Below are 25,649 nucleotides of genomic sequence, written 5' to 3'. Positions count from 1 at the left end.
AAGGAGAAAATTATGGATCATATCATGATATTCTTAATAAAAGTCCTGGTTCTTATGCCTTTTATAGTTGTAATATATGTGATCGTCAGGGAGAAAAAGAGAAAAAGCCGCTGTACGGAAAGTGTTCTGGCGGAAGTAGTAAGTTATACCAGTGTCAGGTATTATGACAGTGATGACCATTCATATTACACTAAAAAGGCACCTCTTTATGAGTATTCCTACAATGGTGAAGTATTCCAGCTTGCAGGCAGCACCGACAGCAAGTGGCTCAAGAAGGCAGAGATCGGTTCGCAGTTCGAGATCCGTGTGGATCCGGATAATCCTAAGTCATTTTTCTGTCCTGAGGAAACACGTTTTGTCAGGAGACGCAATATAAAGATCTTGTGTGTGGTCATTGGATGTTTGCTTATTTTATTCCTGGCAATACAGATCCCTATTTGGTATGCGAATCAGGCATTAAACGAATTCGGTCCGTCTTACCTGAGTTAAACCGGAGAAAATGGCAGTTTTTTCCGGAAGCTTCTGCGGACGGTTATCCGCTCTGCAGGCAGATGGGCTTTGAGGTGCAGAACACAGGCTTTACAAATATGAAGTTGAAAATAAGGTGATATTTTTATACTAAAAGACAGAAAGGATACTATCGGATGAAAAAATATTCGCATGGTTCAGTCCAGGTGGGATATTGTTTATACTTGTTGGCTGCTTATTATTTTTTTGTCCTTTTTGTTTAAAAAATATATATGCTAATAAGGCTGAAAAATGCACCTTTGAGACCGAGGCTGTGGTCGATCGAATAGTTGAAATCCGCGACAACGATAATGAAAGGATCTATACGGTTGTATATTCTTATTTCTATAATGGTGAATCTTTAACAGTATGTGGTCCGAACTCTTCAAGAGTGCCTAACATGACAGAAGGCGAGACAGTAAAGTTTTTTATAGATCCTAATGAACCGTCAGATTATTATTGCCCCAAGGAAGAAAAAGCTGATAATTTTGTTTTTATAGTTATTGTTTTCGCGGGGGTGGCTTCTTGGGCGGCGGGAATAGGTTGTATTAGAAATGAGTACCAAAATAATACTAAAATATAATATTAAAAGATACGGAGGAATCAAAAATGGGAAAATGTATGATAATCGGCTGCGGCGGTGTTGCGTCCGTAGCTATCCACAAGTGCTGTCAGAACAGCGAGGTATTTGAGGGCATAATGATAGCGAGCCGTACCAAGTCAAAGTGCGACGCGCTGAAGGAGAAGCTCCAGCCCACAACAAAGACTGTCATCGAGACCGCACAGGTGAACGCTGATAATGTTGACGAGCTGGTTGCTCTTATCAACAGCTACAAGCCGGACGTAGTCCTGAATCTTGCGCTCCCATATCAGGACCTTACCATAATGGACGCTTGTCTCGCTACAAAGACACACTATGTTGATACTGCCAACTATGAGCCTCTCGATACTGCCAAGTTCGAGTACAAGTGGCAGTGGGCTTACCGTGACAGATTTGAAAAGGCTGGTATCACTGCTCTTCTCGGAAGCGGCTTCGACCCCGGCGTTACGGGAGTATTCTCCGCTTACGCCATGAAGCATGAGTTTGACGAGATAAACTACATTGACATTCTCGACTGCAACGGCGGCGACCACGGCTACCCGTTTGCTACGAACTTCAACCCTGAGATTAATATCCGCGAGGTTTCGGCAAAGGGCAGCTACATCGAGGACGGCAAGTGGGTAGAGACAGAGCCTATGGAGATAAAGAGAGTTTACAACTTCAAGGGCGTGGGCGAAAAGGATATGTACCTTCTTCACCACGAGGAGCTGGAGTCACTTGCTCTCAATATAAAGGGCATAAAGCGCATCCGCTTCTTCATGACATTCGGTCAGAGCTATCTCACACATCTCAAGTGTCTTGAAAATGTGGGTATGACATCTATAGAGCCTATAATGTATGAAGGAAAGGAGATAGTACCTCTTCAGTTCCTGAAGGCTGTGCTTCCCGATCCTGCTTCGCTGGGTCCGAGAACAGTTGGAAAGACCAATATCGGCTGTATCTTCCGCGGAAAGAAGGACGGCAAGGACAAGAACTACTACCTTTACAATATATGCGATCATCAGGAGTGCTACAGGGAGGTCGGCTCACAGGCTATTTCCTATACCACAGGTGTTCCGGCGATGATAGGCGCTATGATGATAATGACAGGCACATGGAAAAAGGCGGGAGTATACAACATTGAGGAATTTGATCCCGATCCGTTCATGGAGGCTCTGAACAAGTGGGGACTCCCATGGGAAGAGGACTTTGATCCGGTACTCGTTGACTGATTTGAGACTGAAAAAAACGATCGTCTTTACGCTGTTTGCGGTCTATATCCTGCTCGCGCTGAATCTGCTGTTCTTTATCAGGAGCAGTATGCGCGGATTTTATACCTACGGCGAGTACTTCCGTGAGAACACCAATTTTGTGCCGTTCCGCACGGTCATAGAATTCATTGGATATATCCGCGACAGGGACATCTATTATCTTGAAATGTCCAAAGATAACCTTGTGGGCAATATTCTGATATTTATGCCTTTGGGAGTATTTCTGCCTGCTGTGTGGAAAAGGCAGCGGCGGTCTGCAGTTTTTTTCCTTACGGCTTCGGCAGTTATCATCGGCGTGGAGATGATACAGTTCATCACAATGCGCGGTGCCTGTGATATTGACGATTATATACTAAACTTTTTCGGTGCTGTCATAGGATATACACTTTCAAGGCTTAAAATAGTAAGAAAGCTGATGTTCGTCAGCAAAGAATAGAAAACTGGAGGAATAAAAATGAATTTTATCAATGGATTAAAGAGAGGAGCAGCTGTTGCTGCCGCAACTACGATGCTCATGATCACCGGCTGCGGAAAGGAACTGAACCTTCCTGACCAGAAGGAAAAGGCTGTTCAGTCAGGCAATACCATAGTTTTTACGCTTCACCCGGATCAGGCTCCGATAACCTGTGCGAACTTCGAGAAGCTTGTGAATGAGGGCTTCTATAACGGACTTACCTTCCACCGTGTTGTTGACAACTTTATGGCTCAGGGCGGAGACCCCAAGGGTGACGGCACAGGAGGAGACGAGATAGAGAGCATCAAGGGCGAGTTCACGGCTAACGGCGTGAACAATGAGCTTTCACATCAGCGCGGAGTAGTTTCTATGGCGCGTGCTATGGATTACGACAGTGCTTCATGCCAGTTCTTCATCTGCTACAACGGTCAGTACGCTGAGACTCTTGACGGAAACTACGCTGCATTCGCAAATGTTACAGAGGGTATGGAAGTAGTTGACGACTTTATGAAGGTAGACCGTGATACTAACAGCTTGGGCGAATTTGCTATACCGAAAAATCCTATCATCATGGAGAAGGTGGAAATGATAGAGCCTGATGCCAGCGGCGAACCGCGTGTAAAGATCACCATGAACAATTTCATAACCGAGAGTAAGTAATATGTTTGATACTTCAAAGCTGCCGACTCCCTGCTACATAGTGGACGAGCCGGCACTTGTTCACAATCTGGAGATACTGCGCGGCGTTTCAAAGCGCACAGGCGCAAAGATACTCCTTGCACAGAAGGCTTTCTCATGCTATCATATGTACCCGCTTATCGGTGAGTACCTTGCAGGTACTGCCTGCAGCGGACTTTTTGAGGCAAAGCTGGGACATGATGAAATGGGAAAGGAAAATCACGTTTTCTCGGCGGCTTACCGCGAAAACGAGATAGACGAGATAATATCCTGCTGCGGACATATAATATTCAATTCGTTTTCGCAGCTTGACAGGTACCGCGACCGGGTCCTTGCAGCCGGAAAGAAGATAGGTCTGCGTATAAATCCCGAATGCTCCACACAGGAGGGACATGAGATATACGATCCGTGTTCGCCAAAGTCAAGGCTCGGTATCACACGCAGGAACTTCCGTACAGACGACCTTTCAGGAGTAACGGGACTTCATTTCCATACTCTCTGCGAGCAGAATTCCGACGATCTTGAAACTACCCTTGACGCTGTGGAGGAGAAGTTCGGTGATGTGCTGCCGCAGATGGAATGGATAAATTTCGGCGGCGGACACCATATAACCCGTGAGGACTACGATATTCCGCGGCTTGAAAGGTGTATAAGCCGTATACAGGAGAAGTACGGGCTGGAGGTCTTCCTCGAACCCGGTGAAGCCATAGCTCTGAATGCGGGCTGGCTCGTTACGGAGGTCCTCGACATCACCGAAAACGATATGCCTATTGCTATCCTTGATACCTCGGCAGCCTGCCATATGCCCGACGTGCTGGAAATGCCTTACCGTCCGCCTCTTATGGGTTCGGGCGAAAAGGGGGAGAAGAAGTACAGCTACCGCCTCGGCTCACAGACCTGTCTTGCAGGGGACATTATAGGGGAGTATTCCTTTGACGAGCCGCTTCATATCGGTGACAGGCTGATTTTCGGCGATATGGCGATATATTCAATGGTAAAGAACAACACCTTCAACGGTATGCCTCTGCCTTCCATACTTCTTCTGAAAAAGGACGGGAGCTTTGAGATTCTTCGCGGCTTCGGCTATGAAGACTTCAAGAAGAGACTGTAATGACCAACATCTACTTTGTACGCCATGCACAGCCTGACCACAGCTGTGCTGACGCGGCGCTCCGTCCTCTGACTGATGAGGGCATGAGGGACACCCTCAGGGTAGTTGAAGCCATGAGGGATATACACCTTGACTGCGCGGTATCAAGTCCCTATAAGCGCAGCTATGATACCATAAAGCAGACTGCTGATGAACACGGGCTGGATATTGATATCGACGAGAGGCTCCATGAGCGTATCAGCGGAAAAAACAGCAACAATACGGAGATGTTCCGGAAGCGCTGGACTGATCTCAGCTTCTGCGAGCCCGGCGGCGAGTGCCTAAATTCGGTAATGGAAAGGAATATCGCTGCCGTAAACGATATCTTAACCGCACACAGGGACGAAAATATCATGTTGGGAACTCACGGAACAGCTCTCAGCACGATACTCCACTATTATGACAACAGCTTCGGAGCTGATGATTTCCTTCGTATCATAGACTTCATGCCCTATATCATAAGGCTTGGCTTTGATGGCTCGGACTGCGTTGAAAAAGAGGAGATACTCATAGTTGAAAAAGAATTCAAGGGTGGAAATAACCATTAAAAAAGGACAGCTTATGCTGTCCCTTTCTTTTATAAATCAAAATTTAGCTTTGCTAAATTTTGATTTACAGGAATATGTATTTGAGCAAAAAAAGTACCGCGAGTATGTACATTATTGGGTTTATCTCCTTGCGCTTTCCGCACACAATATTAATTACCACATAAGATATAACGCCTATGGATATACCTTCGGATATGCTGTAGAACAGCGGCATGGCTATTACGCAGAGATATGCCGGGATAGCCGATGTATAACTCTTTTCGTCCACCTTTATCTCCGATACCGTGCAGAACATAAGGAAGCCAACAAGTATCAGCGCGGGAGCTGTCGCAAACGCCGGTATCGCAATGAATATCGGTGCGAGGAACATTGACAGCAGGAAAAGCACTGCTGTTGTAAGAGCTGTGAGACCTGTTCTTCCGCCTGCCGCTACGCCTGCGGAGGACTCCACAAATGTGGTCGTAGTGGAAGTACCGAGCACAGCGCCTGCGGTAGTCGCAACAGCGTCCGCCATGAGGGCGGGACGAATAGCCGGGAGCTTTCCCTCCTTGTCGAGAAGTCCAGCCTTTGTGCTGACACCGATAAGAGTGCCGAGAGTGTCGAACAGGTCAACGAAGAGGAAGGAGAATATTACAACGATGAAGTTGAATATGCCTACAGCGTCAAAGTCTACCTTGAAACACTGACCAAAGGTATCGCCCAGCTTTGAGAAGTCAGTCATGCTGAAAGAGGGAATAAGGGAGTAGGCTTCTGCGGCAGCGTCAGGTACGTAAAGTCCCGTGAGTTCGCATATGATACCCAGTATCCACGTTGCGACGATACCGATGAGTATCGCTCCCTTTACCCTTTTTATGTAAAGTATGGACATGACAAGCAGTCCTATGATTGCAAGGAGTGCGCATATACCTGTTGTATTGAAGTTTTCGCGGAAGTTCACAAGCTGTACGAGAGTAGAGGAGTCTACTGCGAGACCTGCGTTCTGAAGTCCTATAAAGGCGATGAAAAGACCTATTCCCACGGAGACCGCGCGTTTCAGCGAAAGGGGAATAGCGTCGAAAATAGCTTCCCTGACCTTGGTAAGTGAGAGAACGATGAATATTATACCCTCTATGAATACCGCAAGGAGTGCGACCTGCCACGGATAGCCGAGGTTTCCGCATACTGTGTAAGCCATGTAAGCGTTCAGTCCCATGCCTGCTGAAAGAGCGAATGGCAGATCAGCCATGAATGCCATGCAAACCGTGCCTATAAATGAAGCAAGACAGGTGGCAAGGAGAACGGCTGTGCTGTCCATGCCTGTTGCTGAGAGAATATTCGGATTTACGGCGAGTATGTACGCCATTGTCATAAATGTGGTTATACCTGCGGCTATTTCTGTCTTTACGTTCGTGCCGCGTTCTTTCAGTTTGAATATCTTTTCAAGCATATATTACACCTCATTCCGCAAATTCTGCTATGTACGGGAGATTGCGATAGAACTCGCCGTAGTCGAGACCGTAGCCTATAACAAAGTAATCGGGGATAGTGAAGAGTGAGTAGTCCGCTTTCAGCTCTACCACACGGCGTTCGGGCTTGTCAAGCAGCGTTATGATATGGAGAGACAGAGGCTCTCTTACATTGAGTATCTTTTTTATTTCGTTGAGAGTACGTCCGGTATCGATGATGTCCTCAATGATAACGACGTGATAGCTGCTGATATCATGTTTTAGGTCCATGGTTATCTCAACGTGACCAGAGGACTGTGTGCCCTCAAAATAGCTCTTTGCAGCCATGAATGCTATCTCGCAGGGGACCTTGACTTCACGGCAAAGGTCTGCCATAAATATGAAAGCTCCCTTGAGTATGCTGACGAGCAGTATGGGAGAGCCGTCGTAAAGCGAATTGATATAATCTCCCGCTTTTTTTATTTCTTCCTTTATTTCTTCCTCGGTGATAATAATTCGTTTGATCTTGCTTTTCCAGTCTTCAGTGCTGTCAAATTTCATATAACTCCTCCTGTGCTGTGTTTTTTGTCAGAAATAATTATACATTAATTATATCATGCTGATACCAATTGTCAATACATTTCACATAGCGGAGTGTGTCTGAGAGCAAATGGCAGATGCCGGGTTAAAACAAGTCTGCCGGCTTAAAAAACAGGCTTAAAATGGGAAAATGACCAAACGACAGACTTTCTTGTTGTATACAATGCTGAATCGTATGACCATATTTTAACAATTATTTACAACTATCACTAATCATGCTATAATTATGGTGTATAGGTGTATATTCTGAAGTTTCTTTTCGCTGTGGGAAACGGGATATCGCCATAGGGCTGAAATAAGCTTTGCTTTAGGCAGCAGAGCTTTAAAATGAAAAGGAGAAAAAGACATGGTTAGTAAAAAAAGCAAGCTTGCTTTGCAGCTTTTTGCCTTTGCAGCCGCCTTTTTCGTACTGCTTGCGTATATGTCGGCCATAGTGCCGATAAAGGCAGACGCAGCAGGTACGGATCTGTATGTAGGCTACTCCGGCAGAAGCAACAACTTCTCAACAGTGCAGGCGGCTGTTGACAAGGCAGCAAGTCTCAATCCGTCATCGGAATCCACACGAGTAACGATACACATTGCTCCCGGTACATACCGTCAGCAGGTCATCGTTCAGACTCCCTACATCACCTTCAAAAACGACGAGCCTGACAAGGGCGACGCAGTGCTTACATGGTATTACGGAATAGGCTATAAGTACTACAGCGCAAACTCCAAGGGCTATTACGATTCCAGCCTTGCAGCTTCAAAGAGCGGCAAGAACGTAGCCAACTACCGCTGGGGCGCAACTGTACAGCTCTGGCCGAAGGCTACCAACTTCAAGGCTGAGAATATCGTTTTCGAGAATTCCTTCAACCGCTATATAACTCAGGAGGAGCTCAATGACGGAGTTGAACTCACAGGCGACACCTCCGTCACAAAGATAACTCAGGTGAGAAACAGCTGGACGGACGTAAAGGCAAAGGCTGCCACAGAGCGTGCAGCGGCGCTTTCCGTGGATACGGGCTATGCCGAGTTCCTGAACTGCAAGTTCCTGTCAAGTCAGGATACCCTTTATACCGGCGGTTCGCCTCAGTATTACAAGAACTGCCTTATCGAAGGACAGACTGACTATATCTTCGGCGGAAGCAACGCTGTGTTTGACAGCTGTGAGCTTCGCTGGAAGGGCTACAGCAGCGGTTCCGTAGGCGGCTACATCACAGCCGCAAGAGAGCAGGGAAGCCCATATACAGGATATCTCTTCAAGGACTGCAGAGTAACAGCGAATCCCGACCTTACCGTAAGCGCGGGATATCTTGGCAGACCGTGGGGACAGACAGCCAAGGTGCTCTTCGTGAATACCACTCTCCAGAACAGCAATATGATAACAGCAGCAGGCTGGACGTCAATGAGTGGTGTTGAGCCGGAAAGCGTTGACGGCTTCAAGGAGAACGGCACCAAGCTCTCAAACGGTCAGCGTGTTGACCTTTCACAGCGCAGGGGACATACTGTCTCCGACAGCGACGCTGCGAATATCAGCATACAGAGCTATATGAACAACTGGACGCCCTCCTATATCAACGGCGTGAGCAGCAGCTCCGGCAGCGGAGACAGCAGTCAGGGCTCTTCAAATATCGAGGGCGCAATAAAGACCTGCGGCGGCTGGTTCGAGGAAGCCTTTGTTGAGTGGGACAGCTCAAAGCTGGGCAATAACGTAAAGGTAAGCTATGCTTTAGCAGGTACATCGGATTATACAGCTGTTGACTCCGAGCTTATCCGCGGTTCAAGAGTGGATATCCCCGGACTGAAGGGGAATACCACTTACAGCATAAGTATTCAGGGCTCGAACGGTTCTGCCGGCTGTGACGTAAAGACTATGGCTTTCGACAGGAGCGGCTATGCCCACTGGAACAACAACAGCGGAGTAGGCGCCTACAACAACGACGGTACTCTCAAATCGGGAGTTACGGTAATATACGTTACCAACTCCAACAAGGACACTATCACCTATAACGGTCAGACAGGCCTTTACAATATTTTCTATAACGGCAAGCCCAAGAATGTGGACTTCCGTCTTATAGGCAGCATTGATGTTCCCTCCGGAGCAAAGGCAAATGACGGTCAGCAGAATGACGGCTCAAATATGCTCTATCTCCAGAACGGCGAGAACGTAACTGTCGAGGGCATCGGCTATGATACCTCGCTCAATCAGTGGGGCTTCGAGATGAAGCGCTCGGCAAGCTGCGAGGTGCGCAATCTCTGGCTGGGCAAGTATCCCGATGACGGAGTATCCGTGTCGGGCTCGTCAGACCACAAGTCCACGAATATGTGGATACACAACAATACTATCGAAAAGGGCTACAATGCTTTTGCCGGCAACGGTATAGTTGACGACGACAAGTCAGACGGCGACGGCTCGCTCGATATCAAGTGGTCTGAGTATGTAACAGTATCCTACAATATCTTCAAGGACGCTCACAAGACCTCTCTTGTAGGCGGTTCTACAAGTCATCAGCAGGACTGGATAACCTATCACCACAACTGGTTCAATAACACCGAGTCCCGTAATCCACGTGCAAGGAACGCGCACGTTCACAGCTATAACAACTACTTCTACAACAACAAGCAGTACGGTATCGGAGCTTCCTACAATTCAAAGGTATTCTCCGAAGCCAACTACTATGAAAATACAAATCTGCCCCTTGACGCTGTGAATATGGGCAACGACCAGTATTCCGGTACTATCAAGTCCTACGGAGACAAGTTCGTTAGCTGCAATATGGGAAATTCACTTGCCTATCAGACAGTTAACTCACGCAATGACAAGGCATACATAAACAATCTTCAGGGCGGCGGCGACGGCTACGACAACTTCGATACAGATTCCTCGAAGATATACAGCAGCTACAGCGTGACCTCAGCAGACGCTGCCAAGTCAGATGTTACCGCTTATGCCGGAAGAATGCAGAACAAGACTTACAATGCCGGAACAGTTTCCGAGGGCGGCGATGTTCCTCCGAGATATGACGAGTACATCAGAAGCACACTTATAGCAAGACTTGGTGTTCTTGACGCGAGCTACGGCTCACAGTGGTCCATTGCAGAGAGCTTTTCTGTCGGAGACAAGGCTTTCGGCGACCGTGAGCACGTTATCGCTTCTGTTCCGTCAGTTATAAGCGGCGGTGAGCATATAATCACAGCCTGCAACTCAAAGAATACAGATTCAGACCTTGCGGTGCTCACAGCTGCAAAGGATATCACAGTATATGTGGCACTTGACCAGCGTGTAACAACTCCGCCGTCGTGGCTGAGCAGCTTCACGAAGCTGGGAGATGTGGTGGAGATAAACGACAGCGAGGCGGTAAGAGCCTTTGATGTTTATGCTATTGATGTAAACGCAGGCGGTTCGCTTACTCTCGGTACAAACGGCATGAGCGGTGCCTGCATGAACTATACGGTATTCGTAAAGGAAAAGGTAAAAGAAACAACCACTACAACCACCACCACACCAACTACCACCACAACAACAACTACAACGACTCAGCCTCCTGTACAGGGAATGGCAGGCGACGCTAACTGTGACAGTATAGTAGACCTGTCAGATGCGGTACTTATTATGCAGGCTCTGGCTAATCCGAATAAGTACGGTGTGAACGGCAGCGACTCACATCACATCACAGAGCAGGGCGCTGCAAACGGAGATGTTGAAGGCGGAAACGGTATCACCTCCAATGACGCACTTGCTATACAGCGTTATCTGCTCCATCTTGTAACATCACTTCCGATAGAATGATAAAAAGCCGGGTGCATACGCACTCGGCTTTTTTGATATACAAACGAATCTTAGTATTTGATACAGGTGCCCAGGAGCTTGCCGTCGCTGCCGCGGATACACATAAAGGAAGGTCCTTCGCTCCATGCGACAACGCCGCCTTTTCCGTCCTCTCTCTTCCAGCTCGGCGAGGTGGGGTAGATATACCATGTGTCATAGTCTTCGTAATAAGTGGCAACGATGGGTGGATTTTCCCTTATGTATCTTGTACCGTCAGAACTTGCGGGCTCTTTTTCGAGCCAGTCCATATACTCCTGACCGTTACCTTTGAGAAGTACCTCTCTTGCCTTGGCTATAACGTCCTGCTCGTCGGTGATGCTGCCGAGAACTCTGTCGATCGGGATAGTCCCGGCTTCATAGACCATATAGTTTTCAAGGTTCTTATAGTCAACCAATTCACCGTCGGGGGTATAATGTGTTAATGTGCCGTCCGGCTGGTGATTGAGATAGAAATATTTATAATTATCTTTCAGCTCATTGATAGCTTTGAGTAGCTTTTTGTCTTCTGCGTCGGGATCGGGCTCGGTTGCGGGTTCAGTCGGCGCCTCGGTCGTTTTTTCAGTTGTTGTTGTGGCAGAAGTAGAAGCTGCAGTTGTAGTTGTTGTGGAAGTTGTTTTTGCGGTGGTGGTGGATCTTGTGTTTGTTGTCGCTGATGTTTCCGTTGTACTGGTCGTTGTTTCAGCTTCTGCTGTTGTGGTCACATCTGTTGTCGTCACAGTTGTATCGTTGGTGCGGTCGTCAGTTATTCCCTTGGTACATGACGAGAAAAGAAGTGTACTCATAACAAGCGGGACAATGTAATTTTTTCTCATATCTTATCACCTCATAAAAAATATAAAAAGGGCTGCACCCTGGTGCAGCCCCGGTATTTAATGATTATTCAGCGTCCTCAGCAGGAGCTGCTTCTGTTTCAGCTTCCTCTTCGTCAGCCTCAGCCTCGTCCTCGTTTTCATTCTCAAGGAGAGCACGCATTGAGATGCTGATTCTCTTTGACTCTTCGTCGATGTCAATGATCTTAACGTCAACAACATCGCCTACAGTAAGAACGTCCTTGACATTCTCCACCTTCTGGTCAGCGATCTGTGAGATGTGGATAAGACCGTCAACTCCGTCGATGATCTGTGCAAAAGCACCGAAGCTTGTGATAGAAACGATAGTAGCCTTAACTACGTCGCCTACCTGATACTGTGACTTGAAGATCTCCCACGGATTGTCCTCAGCCTTCTTGAAGCCGAGTGATATCCTGTTAGCCTCTCTGTCGAGATCCTTGATGTATACTTCAAGAGTATCACCAACATTTACGACTTCGCTCGGGTGCTTGATCCTCTTCCATGAGAGCTCTGAGATGTGTACCATACCGTCGATGCCGCCGAGATCAACGAATGCACCGAAGCTTGTAAGTGACTTTACCTTGCCAGTATATGTCTTGCCGACCTCAGCTGTTTCCCAGAATCTTGCCTTAGCTTCTTCCTTCTTAGCGCTCTGTACAGCCTTGATCGAACCAACAGCTCTCTTTCTGCCGCCCTCTGATACCTCAATAACGATGAACTCTACCTTCTTCTTGAGAAGCTGCTCAAGCTCAGCGCCTCTCGGAAGACCTGTGAGTGAAGCGGGGATAAATACTCTTACACCCATAACTGTGAGTGTGATACCCTTGTTTACAACGCTCTGAACAACGCCTTCAAGAACAGTGCCTTCTTCCTTAGCCTGTACTATCTTCTCATAGCCGGCCTGTTCGTCGACCTTCTTCTTTGAGAGAGCAGCTGTACCCTCAGCGTCGTTTACCTTGATTACAACAAGATCGATCTCGTCGCCTACGCTGACGATGTCAGAAGGCTTCTTTGATGGATCGTCTGTAAGGTCGTCAAGAGCAACATAGCCGGTATGCTTTGTGCCGAGGTCTACGATAGCCTCTGTGTTGTTTACGGCGATAACAATGCCTTTAACTTTCTCTCCTGTATGTATTTTTTTGAATGACTCATCGATAGCCTGAGCAAAATCGATATCCTCATCCTGATTAGCTGCAAGAATTTCATTTTCTGCCATTTTGGTTTGTACCTCCTTGATTATATAGGCGGGGGTTGATGCCCCGGCAGTAATGCCGATATTTTTGGCATTTGGAAGCTTTAATGACCGAAGCTCGTCCGAATTTTCGATATGATAGGTTTTACAGTACCTGCTGCATACCTCGTAGAGTTTAACGGTATTGGAACTGTGCCTGCCGCCGACTACAAGCATAATGTCGGATTCCCTGGCAAGCTTGGCAGCGTCTGACTGACGTGTGTCTGTAGCGTTGCATATCGTATCGTATATAACAATATTCGGATCGTCCTTCGGGATCACGTTTAAACACTCACCCCATACTACTATATTATACGTCGTTTGCGCCACAATTGCAAGCTTTTTTTGCAAATTTTTATAATTTTTTTCAAAAAAGTCTTTTAGCTCAAAGTTGTCCTTGAAAACCATGCAATTTTCGTCACAATGACCAACTATGCCCTGGACTTCAGGGTGATCTCTGTCGCCTGCGATAAGAATAAAGTAGCCTTCCGCGGACTTTTCCGCCACTATTTTATGTATACGGGACACAAATGGACAGGTCGCGTCCAGCATACGGTTGCCTTTTGCCTGTATCTGGTCGTATATCTCCCTGCCTACGCCGTGGGAGCGGATAACCACGGTCTCGTCGGGGCTCAGCTCATCAACGGATTCTATTATCCTTGCGCCCTTTGCCTTCATATCGTTCACAACGTCCTGATTGTGGATAATAGGACCGAGAGTAGCGACATTTGTATTCTTTTCCAGCTCTCCGTAGACCATTTTCACAGCTCTGTCAACTCCGAAGCAGAAGCCTGCGGATTTTGCGACAGTGACCTTACTCATCAGCGCTCTCCTCCTTTGTATCCGCAGAAGTCTCCGGCTCTCCCTCAACAAGCAGCTTTATGTCCGCCATATAGCGGTTTTTGAGCTTGACGAGCTGACGAGGATTGGGATTATCGCCTGTCTCGCAGTATTCCGCAGGATCAATGGGCTTGCCGAATTTTACGGTAAGGGGAGTACGGAACCTCAGCTTTTCACCGTAGCATATGCCCACGGGTATCACAGGCTTGCCTGCCCTTGCGGCGATGAGAGCGGCTCCTGTATGACCCCTGCCCACCTTGCCGTCCTTTGAACGTGTACCCTCAGGGAATATCATGAGGCTGCGGTTTGAACCGAGCCTTTCAACAGCAGTGTCGATAACTGCGGTATCGCCCTTGCCGCGTGCAACGGGGAAAGCTCCGAGGGAGCGAATCAGCCATGCGAAGAGCTTGTTCCTGAAGAGCTCCTCCTTTGCCATGAATGCGAATTTTCCCTTCGCCGCGCAGCCGAGAAGCGGCGGATCAGCGTTGCTGCGGTGATTGCAGGCATAAATTACGGTCGAATCATCGGGAATGTTGTCTTTTCCCTCAATGCGCAGCTTGTACATAAGTCTGAAATAAAGCCGCACGACGAATTTTACTAAGTAATACATTATCTTCTCCTTATGATGCAGGGTTCTTTAAGTGCCGGTGCTTATTTCTCTATCTTTTCGCTGATTATCTTCACGATAGCCTCTGCGGATTCCTCTAAGTTCAGCTTTGTGGTATCAACGAGCACGGCGTCCTCAGCCTGTTTCAGCGGAGCTGTCTTGCGGTGCATATCCTGATAGTCACGCTTGATGATATCGTCAAGTATCTCCTGATATGTGGGGCAGTCCGGCTTTTCAAGGAGCTCCTTGTAGCGGCGGTTGGCTCTTTCCTCTGCGGAAGCGGTAAGGAATATCTTTACATCTGCGTTGGGGAGAACTACCGTGCCGATATCTCTTCCGTCCATTATTACGTTGTTTTCACGGGCTATTTTCTGCTGAGTGTCAAAGAGGTATGCTCTTACGGCAGGTATGGCAGATGTGCGTGAAGCCGCCATGGATATCTCCGGAGTCCTTATAAGGTCGGAAACGTCCCTTTTGCCGAGAAATACTCTCTGTGCTCCATCGATGAACTTCAGTGAAACCTCAGCTTTGCCGAGAGACTTCTCGATATCCTTGTCGGGAATTTTGTTCTCGGTTATATATAGAGCGATAGTGCGGTACAGAGCGCCTGTGTCAACATAGATATAGCCAAGCTGCTTTGATACCATTTTCGCTATAGTGCTTTTTCCTGCGCCTGCAGGTCCGTCGATTGCGATGTTTACAGTTTTCATTGTTTTTAACTCCTTTATTTAAGGGCGCTTGCCCTGATTTGCTTGTATAAATAACATTTTGTCCGGTATTGCGAACGTCAGCCTGTCTTCGACCACCCAAAAAGTTATACTTCCATTACTTTTTCAGATGTTCCGCAATAGATATCACTGCGTCTGTGAGCAGAGCTGCGGACAGGAAAAGCCCTGTGCCGAAACACACCGTTTCGGGCAGATTTTCGCTCAGCTTCTTTGAAAGGGGGTGAAGCAGGTAAAAGTATCCCACAGCCATTATTCCGAAGATAGAGCTTGATATCAGGCTCGACCTGTCGAGTATGGAAAAGTACCAGTTATTGTATGTCCAGAACTGCTCATGGAATATGAATTCCAGAAGATATGAGGCTGCAAGCTCGAATACTGTTGTGACAACAGTGGCAATAATGAATATAAAGAGGGGATTTCTCTTTCTGCGCAGCAGAGCCAGCAGTATAAAGGCTCCGAAGGAATATATTGGTATCACCGGCAGATGCAGCATACCTCTGTTGTCGAAATAACGGTACATTATCCATACCGTAGCCACTTCATATATCCAGCCTGCGAAGCCTGCGGCTGTGAATTCAAACACATAGCGAAAAAATGTCCGCGAAAAGTCCTTTTTCATATAAGTCATTTCACCTTTGCGCCGAAGGGCATTAGAGCCAGCTTTGCCAGCTTGAACATCTGTACGCCGAAGGGCATTCCGATTATTGTGATACACAGCACAGCTCCTATCGCGGCGAACCCTGCTGCCATTTCAAGTCCTCCGAATATCAGCCATAGTATGTTGACTATGAGACTTACCGGACCGCCGCCGTATTCCACTTCCTTGCCGAATGGCGCAAATGAAAGCTTTGCCATTTTGAAGCACTGCCTGCCTATTGGTATGCCGACTATGGTCAGACACCAGAGCAGTCCTATGAAGAACCAGCTGAGACCGGCGAATAATCCGCCGAATATCAGCCATAATAAATTACCTAAACATCCCATTTTAATCCCTCTTTGTCATGATAGTATAATTACATATTAACAGCCGCCGTATAAGCGGTGGAAAAAGCTATCTGCAGGTTGAATCCGCCGGTATAGGCGTCAACGTCTATGACTTCTCCTGCGAAGTACAGACCGCTGACCAGCTTTGACTCCATAGTTTTCGGATTTATCTCCTTTACCGAGATGCCGCCGCTTGTGATTATGGCTTCGTCTATGGGACGGAAGCCGGATATCCTTACGGGGAAATGCTTTATCAGCTCCCCGAATCTGCGCCTTTCCTCTTTGGTTATGCCGTTTATCTTTCGTTCGGGAGCTATCCCCGACAGCCTTACCGCTACCGGTATCAGCTTCGCGGGAAGCAGCTTCCTGATGCCGTTCTGAAAGTCACGGTTGAGGTTCTCAGCGAAATCGCGCTGTATCCTTGCGTCGAGCTGCTCGACAGACAGAGCCGGTTTCAGGTCGATCATAAGCCTGTACCTGTTGGGCTGCATATCACGTATATGTGAGCTTGCGCTGAGCACGAGAGGTCCCGAAACTCCGAAGTGTGTGAAGAGCATTTCGCCCATTTCGCTGTATATGGACTTGTTTCCGTCCATAAGGTCTATAGTGACGTTGCGGAGGGAAAGCCCCATCATCTCCGCACAGAACTTATCCGGTGAAACGAGGGGAACAAGGCTTGGCTTGAGCTCAGTTACAGTGTGTCCGAGTGCCTCTGCAAGAGTATAGCCGTCGCCAGTTGAGCCGGTTGCCGGATAGGACTTGCCACCGCAGGCTATGAGCACTGACTGTGAGCGGTATTCCTCGCCTCCTGCGGTAACTCCGCAGACAGCGCCGTTATCCGTGAGTACCCCTGATACCCGCTTGTTTATGACCTTCACGCCCAGCTTTTTCATTTCCCTCGCAAGAGCGTCAGCAATATCATTGGCGTTATCGCTGACCGGGAACACTCTGTTTCCGCGTTCTGTTTTCAGCGGCACGCCCAGCTCCTCAAAGAAGCTCATTGTACTCTCAGCGTCAAAACAGGAGAAGGAGCTGTACATGAACTGCGGATTTACCGGGATATTCTTCATGTGTTCCTCTGCGGGGCTGTTATTGGTGACGTTGCAGCGTCCCTTGCCGGTAATACGGAGCTTTCTGCCCAGCTTCTCGTTTTTCTCGAAGAGCAGCACCGTTTTTCCGTATCTTGCAGCGGTTACTGCCGCGAAGCAGCCTGCCGCGCCTCCGCCTATTATAATGATATCGGTCATTGCTTGTCTCCCTTTATGAGCTTCCGCAGTCTTGACCGTGTCTGACGGCGCTTTTTTGCGGTCGCTTCTTTGTTTATCAGGTAGGAATCGTTTTGATATATCAGCACATCTCCCTCAGCGGCTTCCGGCGGGAGCTGTTCCTTCGGGATAGTTATACTGCCGCTTTCGCTTACGAGAACGGCATATCCGCCTTCAAATCTGTCTATGACTGTCATTGAGCGTCCCTTTCCGTGTGTACCGAGAGCTTTGTGCCGTCGGATTCAAAAACTATATTTCCGCAGATATCGGTGCGGTAGATCTTGTCGGTATACTTCTCCAGCCTTTTCAGAGTCACGTCAGATGGGTGACCGTAGGGATTTTCCGCACCGCATGATATAACGGCTGACTGTGGGCGTATCATATCGAGAAGCTCCTCTGTTGAGGAACGTGAGCTTCCGTGATGACCTGCCTTGTAAAGAGTGACCTTCTGCAGCCTGTCGCTTTCAAGCATTGCGTATTCGGCTTCCGCTTCGCAGTCGCCTGTGAGCAGAAAGCTGTTGCTGCCGTGTTTTATGAGCAGACTGACTGAGTAATTGTTAAGGTCCTCAAATATGATATCGTCAGGTGAAACTATCTCCGCGCTCGCCCTGCCCAGTTCGAGCACCATTCCGGTCTTTGCCTCTGTAATGGCAAGACCTCTTTTTTCGCAGCTTTCAAGGAATTTGTCGAAGAATACCGCTGTCGGGAGCTGTTCGTCCGGGATATGTGGGATTATCACCTCGCCTATATCAAAGACGTTGATGATACGAGCCATACCGCCCATGTGGTCGGAATGCGGGTGAGTCGCTATGAGGTAATCGAGCTTGGTAACGCCCATGCTTCGGAGGTAATCTGTAACAACAGATGATACTTCGTATTCGCCGCAGTCCACCAGCATAGTCATGCCGTTAGCGGCGATAAATGTGCAGTCTCCCTGTCCCACGTCAATGAAGTGCATTACAAGCTTGTCCTCATTTGGAAAAGGCTTGGGCGGCTTATGGAAGAACCACCAGCCTGCGAGGAACAATACTGCAGCGATAAGCAGGCAGACTGTATTTTTCAGTGCTTTCTTTTTCCGCTGTTTCTGTTCTTCTTCCCGTTTTTCGGCGAGTTCCCGGAGAAGCTGTTTCTGGTACGGGGTGAGCCGGTATTTTTCTCCGGCTGCCTGAACGAAGCTTTCTGTGTCTTTGAAGTATTTTGCCAAGACTTTTCACCGCCCTTCCGGGGAGTATTGCCCTGTCCGCGTGAGTCGCCTTCTATGAGGCATTTCGGCGACGAACCTATGAGGTCGCGCCTGCCTGCCGCTTTGAGAGCTTCAAGGACTATCTCTCTGTTCTGCGGACGGAAATATTGCAGCAGAGCCCTCTGCATAGCCTTTTCCTTAGGAGACTTCGGAACATAGACCTTTTCAAGTGTATAGGGGTCGAGCTCCGTATAGAACATAGCTGTGGATATAGTGCCCGGAGTAGGGTAGAAGTCCTGTACCTGTTCGGGGCGTATCTTGTTTTCCTTGAGGAAAATGGCAAGGTCTATCGCCGAGTTCAGGGTGCTTCCCGGATGGGAGGACATAAGATAGGGAACGAGATACTGCTCCTTTCCCATGCCCTTGGTTATTTCGTAAAAGCGCTTCTGAAAGCGCTTGTAGGCTTCAATATGGGGCTTTCCCATTTTGTCAAGGACTACCGCCGAGCAGTGTTCCGGAGCGACCTTCAGCTGACCGCTTATGTGGTGCATTATGAGTTCTTTCATGAACTCGTCGTCCTTGTCCTCTATGAGATAGTCGTAGCGTATGCCAGAGCGGATAAATACCTTCTTCACGCCCTTGACCTTCCGTATCTTCCTCAGCATGGAAAGATATTCCGTATGGTCGACCTTCAGCGCCGGACACGGAGTTGGCGCAAGGCACTTTTTGCCCATGCATAGTCCCTTTGAAAGCTGCTTGTCGCAGGAGGGACGTCTGAAGTCCGCCGTAGGACCGCCTACGTCGTGTATGTAGCCCTTGAAATCGGGCATTTTGGTTATCCTCTCCGCTTCCGCGAGAACAGATTCAACGCTGCGGACGGTTATACGCCTGCCCTGATGAAGAGCTATCGAGCAGAAATTGCAGTAGCCGAAGCAGCCGCGGTTGTGAGTTATGGAAAAGCGTACTTCCTCGATACCAGGAACACCGCCCAGAGCCTCATAGGAGGGGTGTATGGCACGGGTATAGGGAAAAGAGTATATATGGTCCAGCTCCTCGGTAGTGAGGCTGTAGGCAGGGGGCAGCTGCACCAGCATGAGTTTGCCGTGGCGCTGTATTACGGTCTTGCCGTAGACCTCGTCCTGCCAGTCGTACTGTATCTTTACTGCCTTTGCGTATTCAAGCTTGTTGTCGCGCACCTGTTCAAAGGAGGGGCACTGAGCCGCTCCGATAGGCGTATTCACAGGCTCCGTCAGATAACAGGTACCCCGGATATCATGGATATCCCGTATATTTTCGCCGTTGGCCAGTCTTGTGCAGAGCTCCTGCACCTGATGCTCGCCCATTCCGTACATAAGCAGGTCGGCACCGCTGTCAAGAAGGACCGAGGGACGCACAGCGTCGTCCCAGTAGTCGTAATGCGCAAAACGGCGCAGTGAGGCTTCGAGACCGCCTATTGCTATTGGTATGTCACCGAAGTATTCACGGAGCTTCTGACAGTACACTATAACTGCGCGGTCAGGGCGCTTGCCCGCGACTCCCCCTGCGGTATAGGCGTCGTCGGAGCGCTTGCGTTTTGCGGCGGTATAGTGTGCCACCATTGAGTCGATGTTTCCTGCGGTCACAAAGAACGCGTATTTAGGAGCGCCGAAGCGCCGGAAGTCGCGGTCGGTATGCCAGTCAGGCTGAGAGATGATACCAACGGTGAAGCCCATGCTTTCGATGAGCCTTGTGACGATAGCCGCGCCGAAGCTTGGGTGGTCAACATAGGCGTCGCCTGTTATGTATATGAAATCGAACTGTTCTATTCCGAGCTCGTCCATTTCCTTTTTTGTGGTAGGCAGAAAGCCTTCATACATGGTATCACCTCCTGTAAATCAAAATTTAGCTTTGCTAAATTTTGATTTAGTTGAGAATTGAGAGTGGAGAGTTAAGAGTTAATGAGTTCGCTGTGCTCATATTATTTAAATTATATCGCCGCAGGCGATACACCACAACTGTCAACTCTAAATTCTCAACTCTAAACTAGATCATAATTTTGCGAAGCAAAATTATGATCTATTCATCCATTCTGCGGAGTCTCCACTCGTCATACTGCATTTTCGACATGAGCACCTTTCTCGGCTTAGCGCCCTCGCTCTGCCCGATAACTCCGCGTTCTTCAAGTTCGTCCATTATTCTTGCCGCTCTTGCGTAGCCGAGCTTCAGCTTTCTCTGAAGCATCGATGTAGAGAGCTGACCTGCATCGACAGCTACCTTTATTGCGGCTTCCACTATATCCTCGTCACTTCCGCCGCCTGTGACAGCTCCGCTGTCAGCTCCTGAGGAGCCGTTCTGTGACTGAGTTGAATACATTTCCACGTCCTTGGCGATATTCGGATCGTATCTTGCTTCTGTCTGTGCCTTGATATAACGTACAGTCTCAGCGATATCCTCATTTGAGGAGAAGCAGCCCTGTACGCGGACGGGCTTGCCTGCGCCGATAGGCATATACAGCATATCGCCGTTTCCGAGGAGCTTGTCTGCACCTGCCATATCTATTATCGTGCGCGAGTCTATCTGCGACTTTACGGAAAGTGCGATACGGCTCGGTATATTAGCCTTTATAAGACCTGTGATAACGTCGGTGGTAGGACGCTGGGTCGCTACTACAAGGTGCATACCTGCGGCACGTCCCATCTGGGCGAGGCGGCAGATGTAGTCCTCCACATCTTTTCCCGCAACGAGCATCATATCAGCCAGCTCGTCGATGAATACGACTATCTGCGGCATGGGAGCAAGGTCTCCGTCAACAGCTGCCAGCTCGTTGTAGGAGCGCAGATCGTTTGCGCCTGCCTCCGCGAATAGATTGTATCGGCGCATCATTTCGTTTACTGCCCAGCACAGCGCACCTGCCGCGCGTTTGCAGTCGGTGACGATAGGTATGAGCAGATGCGGGATATTCTCGAATATCTTGAATTCAACTATCTTCGGGTCTATGAGTATGAGCTTTACCTCGTCAGGAGTAGCGTTGTAGAGTATGCTCATTATGATGGAGCGGGTGCAGACCGACTTGCCTGAGCCCGTTGTACCTGCGATTATAACATGGGGCATTTTGGAGATATCGCCGAGTATGATATTGCCGGTTATGTCCTTGCCGACTGCAAATGTCAGCTTGCTTTTTGAGTCCCTGAATTCGGGAGAGGCGATGATCTCACGGAGAGTTACGGTGTCCTTGGTGGAGTTCGGTATCTCTATTCCTACAGCAGCCTTGCCGGGAACGGGAGCTTCGATACGGACGCCCTGCGCCGCAAGACTGAGAGCGATATCGTCCTCAAGACCTTTTATCTTCGATACCTTTATACCGGGTCCCGGCTGTATCTCGTAACGTGTTATTGAAGGACCGCGGAAAATGTCCTTTATCCTTACCTCGACTCCGAAGCTTGAAAGGGTGTTTTTGATGACCTCTGCCTTTTCACGCATTTCCTCAACGGCTTCGGCGCGGTTCGAGCGTATTTCGGGGCGGGTGAGGATATCTATAGGAGGCAGTATGTATATGGGCTTTTCCTCCTCAGGCTCTTCTTCTTCGATGTATTCCTCCTCCGGAGTATCGGGCTTGCCGTCGGCAGCCTTGCTGATAAGCTGTTCAAGTGCCTCATCAGTCATCTCTTCCGTGTCATCTGATTCGTTTTCCTCGATGACAGGAGCGGATTTTTTCTCTGCTGCCGTATCCGGTACAGATTGCGGCTCTATATCTATGTCTATGGAATGACCGTCATCATCGTCTCCATAGCCGTCATGAACTATCAGGTGGTCGGTAGGCAGGGGAATGTCAAGGAAAAAACCGTCGGGGAGAGCCTCAACGTCCTTTTTGTTCTGAGCAGCCTTTTCCGAGGGCTTCTGTCTTGATTTACGGGTATTTGCTATATTTATCGCTTCAAGGTCTGCGTCAAAGTCCTTTTTCTCCTTGTCGTCGTCAAGGTCGTCGTCAAAGGCGTCTACAAATTCTCCGCCAACCAGCATATTCTGAAGTCCGTTGAAGCATCTGCCTATGAAAACGAATGGAGCGGCAAGGAGCTTCAGGAATTCCAGCAGACCTCTGCCGGAAAGAAGCATACCGAACACGAAGAATAGTATGAGGGAAATGAGCCTTGCGCCAAGCTTGCCGAAGTATTTCAGCAGAGGACCTGCTATCACCATACTGGCTACGCCGCCGCTTTTCAGCTCTGCGCCCTCGCTGTAGAGGCATTTTATGTGACCGCCGATACGGCTTCCGGGAATGCGCCCAACGGCAAATATCTGGAATGCGGCGCTGGCAAGGAATATCATGGCGATACACCACACGACTCTGCCGCTGAGGTCCTTCTTGGTCTGCTCACTGCCCAGCTTTACTGCGGTGTATATGAGTATCACGGGGATAAGGAATGCAGCTATGCCGAAGCTGCCGCGCATGAATTTATGCAGCGCCAGCCAGCCTCTGTCGCCCCGTATGAATGTTATGAGTGCTGTGAGTACGCCCAGCGCAAATAGAAGTATCGACCAGAGCTGATTGCTCTCGTTCTGCGGTGCGGCCTTTGCAGGGCTTTTTATAGGCTCCCTTTTGGGAGCTTCCGGCTTCTTTGACTTTGAAGCCGCTGTTTTTTTCTTAGTATCTGCCATATATGCCTCCGTTTTGTTCTATGTAGCCGTGCCGTAATGATAACATATTTTTTGCGCAAAAAAGCGCGTAACGGCACAGCTGCGGTCAGTCCGCATATCTTTTTTCTGTATTTTCTATCATATAGTACAGACAGTCCATAGCGTCTCCGAGACTTCCGATGCTGTCGATAAGTCCCAGATTTACGGCTTTTTCACCCTCCACAACGCTCCCCACGTCAAGGACCAGCTCTTCCGTGTTCATAAGGAGAGTGCGGAAGTCCTTCTCGGTGATATTGCTGTTTTTCGTGACGAACCGGACTATCCTGTCCTGCATTTTGTCAAAGTAGGAGAGAGTCTGCGGTACTCCGAGGACTGTTCCGTTCATGCGGACAGGGTGGATGGTCATGGAAGCCGTGGGTACTATAAACGAGCGTTTAGCGCTTACCGCAAGGGGAACGCCTATGGAATGTCCGCCGCCGACTACCAGCGATACCGTGGGAGTTTTCATGCCTGCGATAAGCTCTGCAAGGGCAAGACCGGCTTCCACGTCGCCGCCGGCGGTATTGAGTATGATGAGCAGTCCCTCAACGCTCCTGTCCTGTTCGATAGCGACGAGAGCCGGGATTATATGCTCGTATTTTGTGGTCTTGTTCTGCTCGGCGAGAACATAGTGCCCCTCTATCTGCCCTATCACTGAGAGACAGTGTATCAGGTGCTTTGAGTTCCTTGTTACAGCTTGTCCGCTCTCACGGATAAGCTCAGCTTCGTCGAGCATATCATCGGCGGCTGCACCGCCTTTGCGTTCATCTGACAATGTATACACCTCCGAAGCTATTCTGTGCAGCTTCCGAAAGCATATACATATTTATTATATACCTTAGCTGAATGAAAGTCAATAGCACTGTGCGGACTGCGTCCCGCCAATGCGTAATGCATAATTCGCAATGTGTAATTATGGTGTCCGCTCACGCGGACGAATTGAAAATATCATTGCAACCTTGCATGGACGGGCGTCCTCGCCCTCCTGTGAAATAACAATATTATAGCAATCGGGTTCATTTATGTGCTGCGTAAGGTACGGGGCGGATAATATCACCCCCTGTTAACCATTAAAAACTACAAACTAAAAACTTTCTTGCAAAAAGGGCTTGACTTTTATATTTATATGTGTTATAATATCAGTACCTCGTTGGGGGTTTATTTTTTTGTCCCCGTGCGAGGGAGGCAAACAACCTACCTTTGGTAACAAAGGAAGTAATAATTCAGGAGGTGCCGATATGAGAGTAAAGGTTACTTTAGCTTGTACAGAGTGCAAGCAGCGCAACTATGTTTCCAAGAAAAACAAGAAGAATGACCCTGACAGAATCGAAATGATGAAGCATTGCAAGTTCTGCAGAAAGCATACTCTTCATAAGGAAACAAAGTGATCGGAAGGAGTATTTTTTATGGCTAAGAATACAACTTCGGAAAAGAAGTCCGAGAAAAAACAGGACAACAAGATTGTCAAGTGGTTCAAGGATCTCAAGGTCGAATTCAAAAAGGTGGTCTGGCCGACAAAGAAGACCGTTATTAACAACACTTCTGTTGTTGTCAGCGTTATAGTCGCTTCAGCAATACTCGTCGGTTTGATAGATCAGGGCTTCCTCGCAGCACTGCGTTCAATCTACAGTGCAGGCTAATTAACAGGAGATCAGGAGGATTATTATGTCAGAAGCAGCTAAGTGGTATGTTATCCACACATATTCCGGCTATGAAAACAAGGTAGCTCAGAATATTGAAAAGGTCGTAGAAAACCGCAAGCTTCATGAACTTATCCAAGAGGTCAGAGTTCCTACCGAAAAAGCTACTGAGATCACAGACGGCAAAACAAAGGAAGTAGAACGCAAAACCTATCCGGGTTACGTTCTCGTTAAAATGATAATGAATGACGATTCATGGTACGTCGTGAGAAATACCAGAGGCTGCACGGGCTTCGTCGGTCCGGCTTCAGAGCCTACCCCCCTTTCGGAAGAAGAGGTGCAGAAGCTCTTCGGAGTTGAAACAGATACAGTTTCCGTCAACTTCAAGGTCGGCGACAGCGTTCGTATATCAGGTACTGCTATGGACGGATTTATCGGCGTCGTTCAGAATATCAATCTCGACGACCGCACTGTAGACCTTCTTGTCTCAATGTTTGGTCGTGAAACCCCCACTACATTGCCTGTAAGTCAGGTAATCAAGGTGGAGGACTAATTCAGGTCAAAAAGAATCCGCAGTATGGATTCAGTGGGAGAGGTAAAATAATTCTTGCCTCGCCATTTACCACATTTATGGAGGTGCGAATACATGGCACAGAAAGTAGTTG

General features: G+C 48.4%; 25 protein-coding genes. 11 read left to right on the top strand and 14 right to left on the bottom strand.

Annotation, left to right across the window (positions count from 1 at the left end):
* Positions 1–12 precede the first annotated feature (12 nt).
* The 7 genes from QZZ36_RS09665 (at position 13) to QZZ36_RS09635 (ending at position 5,188) form a co-directional block, all read left to right on the top strand.
* Positions 13–489 carry a DUF3592 domain-containing protein gene (locus tag QZZ36_RS09665; RefSeq protein WP_295080695.1) on the top strand — a complete coding sequence of 159 codons (477 nt, stop codon included), beginning with the start codon at positions 13–15 and terminating at the stop codon, positions 487–489.
* 193 nt (positions 490–682) lie between these two features.
* The gene (locus QZZ36_RS12965; RefSeq protein WP_365686188.1) at positions 683–1,090 is read left to right on the top strand and encodes a DUF3592 domain-containing protein; all 408 of its coding nucleotides are present in this window, start codon (positions 683–685) and stop codon (positions 1,088–1,090) included.
* 26 nt (positions 1,091–1,116) lie between these two features.
* Positions 1,117–2,319: a saccharopine dehydrogenase family protein gene (locus tag QZZ36_RS09655; RefSeq protein WP_295080689.1), complete on the top strand. Its 1,203-nt coding sequence runs from the start codon at positions 1,117–1,119 to the stop codon at positions 2,317–2,319.
* A 1-nt stretch (position 2,320) separates the two neighbouring features.
* Positions 2,321–2,794, top strand: a complete 474-nt coding sequence (locus QZZ36_RS09650) for a VanZ family protein (protein ID WP_295080686.1) — start codon at positions 2,321–2,323, stop codon at positions 2,792–2,794.
* A gap of 18 nt (positions 2,795–2,812) precedes the next feature.
* Positions 2,813–3,472, top strand: a complete 660-nt coding sequence (locus QZZ36_RS09645) for a peptidylprolyl isomerase (protein WP_295080682.1) — start codon at positions 2,813–2,815, stop codon at positions 3,470–3,472.
* Position 3,473: 1 nt separating this feature from the next.
* Positions 3,474–4,601 (top strand): carboxynorspermidine decarboxylase, encoded by a 1,128-nt coding sequence (nspC, locus tag QZZ36_RS09640; protein WP_295080679.1) that lies wholly within the window; start codon positions 3,474–3,476, stop codon positions 4,599–4,601.
* Entirely contained in the window at positions 4,601–5,188 is a 588-nt protein-coding gene (locus QZZ36_RS09635; RefSeq protein ID WP_295080675.1) for a histidine phosphatase family protein, read from the top strand. Before nspC ends, QZZ36_RS09635 begins: the two co-directional genes overlap by 1 nt.
* Positions 5,189–5,252: 64 nt before the next feature.
* On the opposite strand, the gene QZZ36_RS09630 is transcribed toward QZZ36_RS09635, so the two are convergent.
* A complete protein-coding gene (locus tag QZZ36_RS09630; RefSeq protein WP_295080672.1) occupies positions 5,253–6,614 on the bottom strand; it encodes an NCS2 family permease in 1,362 nt (453 codons plus the stop codon).
* A 10-nt stretch (positions 6,615–6,624) separates the two neighbouring features.
* Positions 6,625–7,173, bottom strand: a complete 549-nt coding sequence (hpt, locus tag QZZ36_RS09625) for a hypoxanthine phosphoribosyltransferase (protein ID WP_295080669.1) — start codon at positions 7,171–7,173, stop codon at positions 6,625–6,627.
* Positions 7,174–7,558: 385 nt separating this feature from the next.
* Between hpt and QZZ36_RS09620 the strand changes: the two genes are divergently transcribed.
* Positions 7,559–10,984, top strand: a complete 3,426-nt coding sequence (locus tag QZZ36_RS09620) for a pectinesterase family protein (RefSeq protein ID WP_295080666.1) — start codon at positions 7,559–7,561, stop codon at positions 10,982–10,984.
* A 50-nt stretch (positions 10,985–11,034) separates the two neighbouring features.
* Here QZZ36_RS09620 and QZZ36_RS09615 read toward each other — a convergent pair whose 3' ends face one another.
* From QZZ36_RS09615 to QZZ36_RS09560, 12 genes are all read right to left on the bottom strand, one after another.
* Positions 11,035–11,835 carry a hypothetical protein gene (locus QZZ36_RS09615; protein ID WP_295080663.1) on the bottom strand — a complete coding sequence of 267 codons (801 nt, stop codon included), beginning with the start codon at positions 11,833–11,835 and terminating at the stop codon, positions 11,035–11,037.
* A gap of 64 nt (positions 11,836–11,899) precedes the next feature.
* A complete protein-coding gene (locus tag QZZ36_RS09610) occupies positions 11,900–13,906 on the bottom strand; it encodes a bifunctional 4-hydroxy-3-methylbut-2-enyl diphosphate reductase/30S ribosomal protein S1 (RefSeq protein WP_295080660.1) in 2,007 nt (668 codons plus the stop codon).
* Entirely contained in the window at positions 13,899–14,534 is a 636-nt protein-coding gene (locus QZZ36_RS09605; RefSeq protein ID WP_295080657.1) for a lysophospholipid acyltransferase family protein, read from the bottom strand. The genes QZZ36_RS09610 and QZZ36_RS09605 overlap by 8 nt, the downstream gene beginning before the upstream one ends.
* 41 nt (positions 14,535–14,575) lie before the next feature.
* Positions 14,576–15,241 (bottom strand): (d)CMP kinase, encoded by a 666-nt coding sequence (cmk, locus tag QZZ36_RS09600; protein WP_295080654.1) that lies wholly within the window; start codon positions 15,239–15,241, stop codon positions 14,576–14,578.
* A 115-nt stretch (positions 15,242–15,356) separates the two neighbouring features.
* The gene (locus QZZ36_RS09595) at positions 15,357–15,878 is read right to left on the bottom strand and encodes a putative ABC transporter permease (RefSeq protein WP_295080650.1); all 522 of its coding nucleotides are present in this window, start codon (positions 15,876–15,878) and stop codon (positions 15,357–15,359) included.
* A gap of 5 nt (positions 15,879–15,883) precedes the next feature.
* Positions 15,884–16,243 carry a YccF domain-containing protein gene (locus QZZ36_RS09590; RefSeq protein WP_295080646.1) on the bottom strand — a complete coding sequence of 120 codons (360 nt, stop codon included), beginning with the start codon at positions 16,241–16,243 and terminating at the stop codon, positions 15,884–15,886.
* A 29-nt stretch (positions 16,244–16,272) separates the two neighbouring features.
* Complete coding sequence (locus tag QZZ36_RS09585; RefSeq protein ID WP_295080643.1) at positions 16,273–17,490, bottom strand: NAD(P)/FAD-dependent oxidoreductase; 1,218 nt, start codon at positions 17,488–17,490, stop codon at positions 16,273–16,275.
* Positions 17,487–17,705, bottom strand: a complete 219-nt coding sequence (locus QZZ36_RS09580) for a DUF3006 domain-containing protein (RefSeq protein ID WP_295080640.1) — start codon at positions 17,703–17,705, stop codon at positions 17,487–17,489. The genes QZZ36_RS09585 and QZZ36_RS09580 overlap by 4 nt, the downstream gene beginning before the upstream one ends.
* Positions 17,702–18,466 (bottom strand): ComEC/Rec2 family competence protein, encoded by a 765-nt coding sequence (locus QZZ36_RS09575; RefSeq protein WP_295080764.1) that lies wholly within the window; start codon positions 18,464–18,466, stop codon positions 17,702–17,704. The genes QZZ36_RS09580 and QZZ36_RS09575 overlap by 4 nt, the downstream gene beginning before the upstream one ends.
* A 101-nt stretch (positions 18,467–18,567) precedes the next feature.
* Positions 18,568–20,547 (bottom strand): YgiQ family radical SAM protein, encoded by a 1,980-nt coding sequence (locus QZZ36_RS09570; protein ID WP_295080637.1) that lies wholly within the window; start codon positions 20,545–20,547, stop codon positions 18,568–18,570.
* A gap of 199 nt (positions 20,548–20,746) precedes the next feature.
* The gene (locus QZZ36_RS09565; protein ID WP_295080634.1) at positions 20,747–23,326 is read right to left on the bottom strand and encodes a DNA translocase FtsK; all 2,580 of its coding nucleotides are present in this window, start codon (positions 23,324–23,326) and stop codon (positions 20,747–20,749) included.
* Positions 23,327–23,411: 85 nt separating this feature from the next.
* Positions 23,412–24,080: an ATP-dependent Clp protease proteolytic subunit gene (locus QZZ36_RS09560; RefSeq protein WP_295080760.1), complete on the bottom strand. Its 669-nt coding sequence runs from the start codon at positions 24,078–24,080 to the stop codon at positions 23,412–23,414.
* A 502-nt stretch (positions 24,081–24,582) separates the two neighbouring features.
* Here QZZ36_RS09560 and rpmG point away from each other — a divergent pair.
* Genes rpmG through nusG form a run of 3 tightly spaced genes read left to right on the top strand, consistent with a single transcriptional unit; the run spans position 24,583 to position 25,537 of the window.
* Complete coding sequence (gene rpmG, locus QZZ36_RS09555) at positions 24,583–24,732, top strand: 50S ribosomal protein L33 (RefSeq protein WP_009984160.1); 150 nt, start codon at positions 24,583–24,585, stop codon at positions 24,730–24,732.
* Positions 24,733–24,750: 18 nt separating this feature from the next.
* Positions 24,751–24,984, top strand: a complete 234-nt coding sequence (secE, locus tag QZZ36_RS09550) for a preprotein translocase subunit SecE (protein WP_295080630.1) — start codon at positions 24,751–24,753, stop codon at positions 24,982–24,984.
* A 25-nt stretch (positions 24,985–25,009) separates the two neighbouring features.
* On the top strand, positions 25,010–25,537 hold the full coding sequence (nusG, locus tag QZZ36_RS09545; protein WP_295080627.1) for a transcription termination/antitermination protein NusG: 528 nt from the start codon (positions 25,010–25,012) through the stop codon (positions 25,535–25,537).
* The last annotated feature ends 112 nt before the right edge of the window (positions 25,538–25,649 follow it).

The sequence above is a fragment of the Ruminococcus sp. genome (assembly GCF_016287535.1).
GTDB lineage: Bacteria > Bacillota > Clostridia > Oscillospirales > Ruminococcaceae > Ruminococcus.
This window is presented reverse-complemented; position numbering and strand designations above follow the sequence as displayed.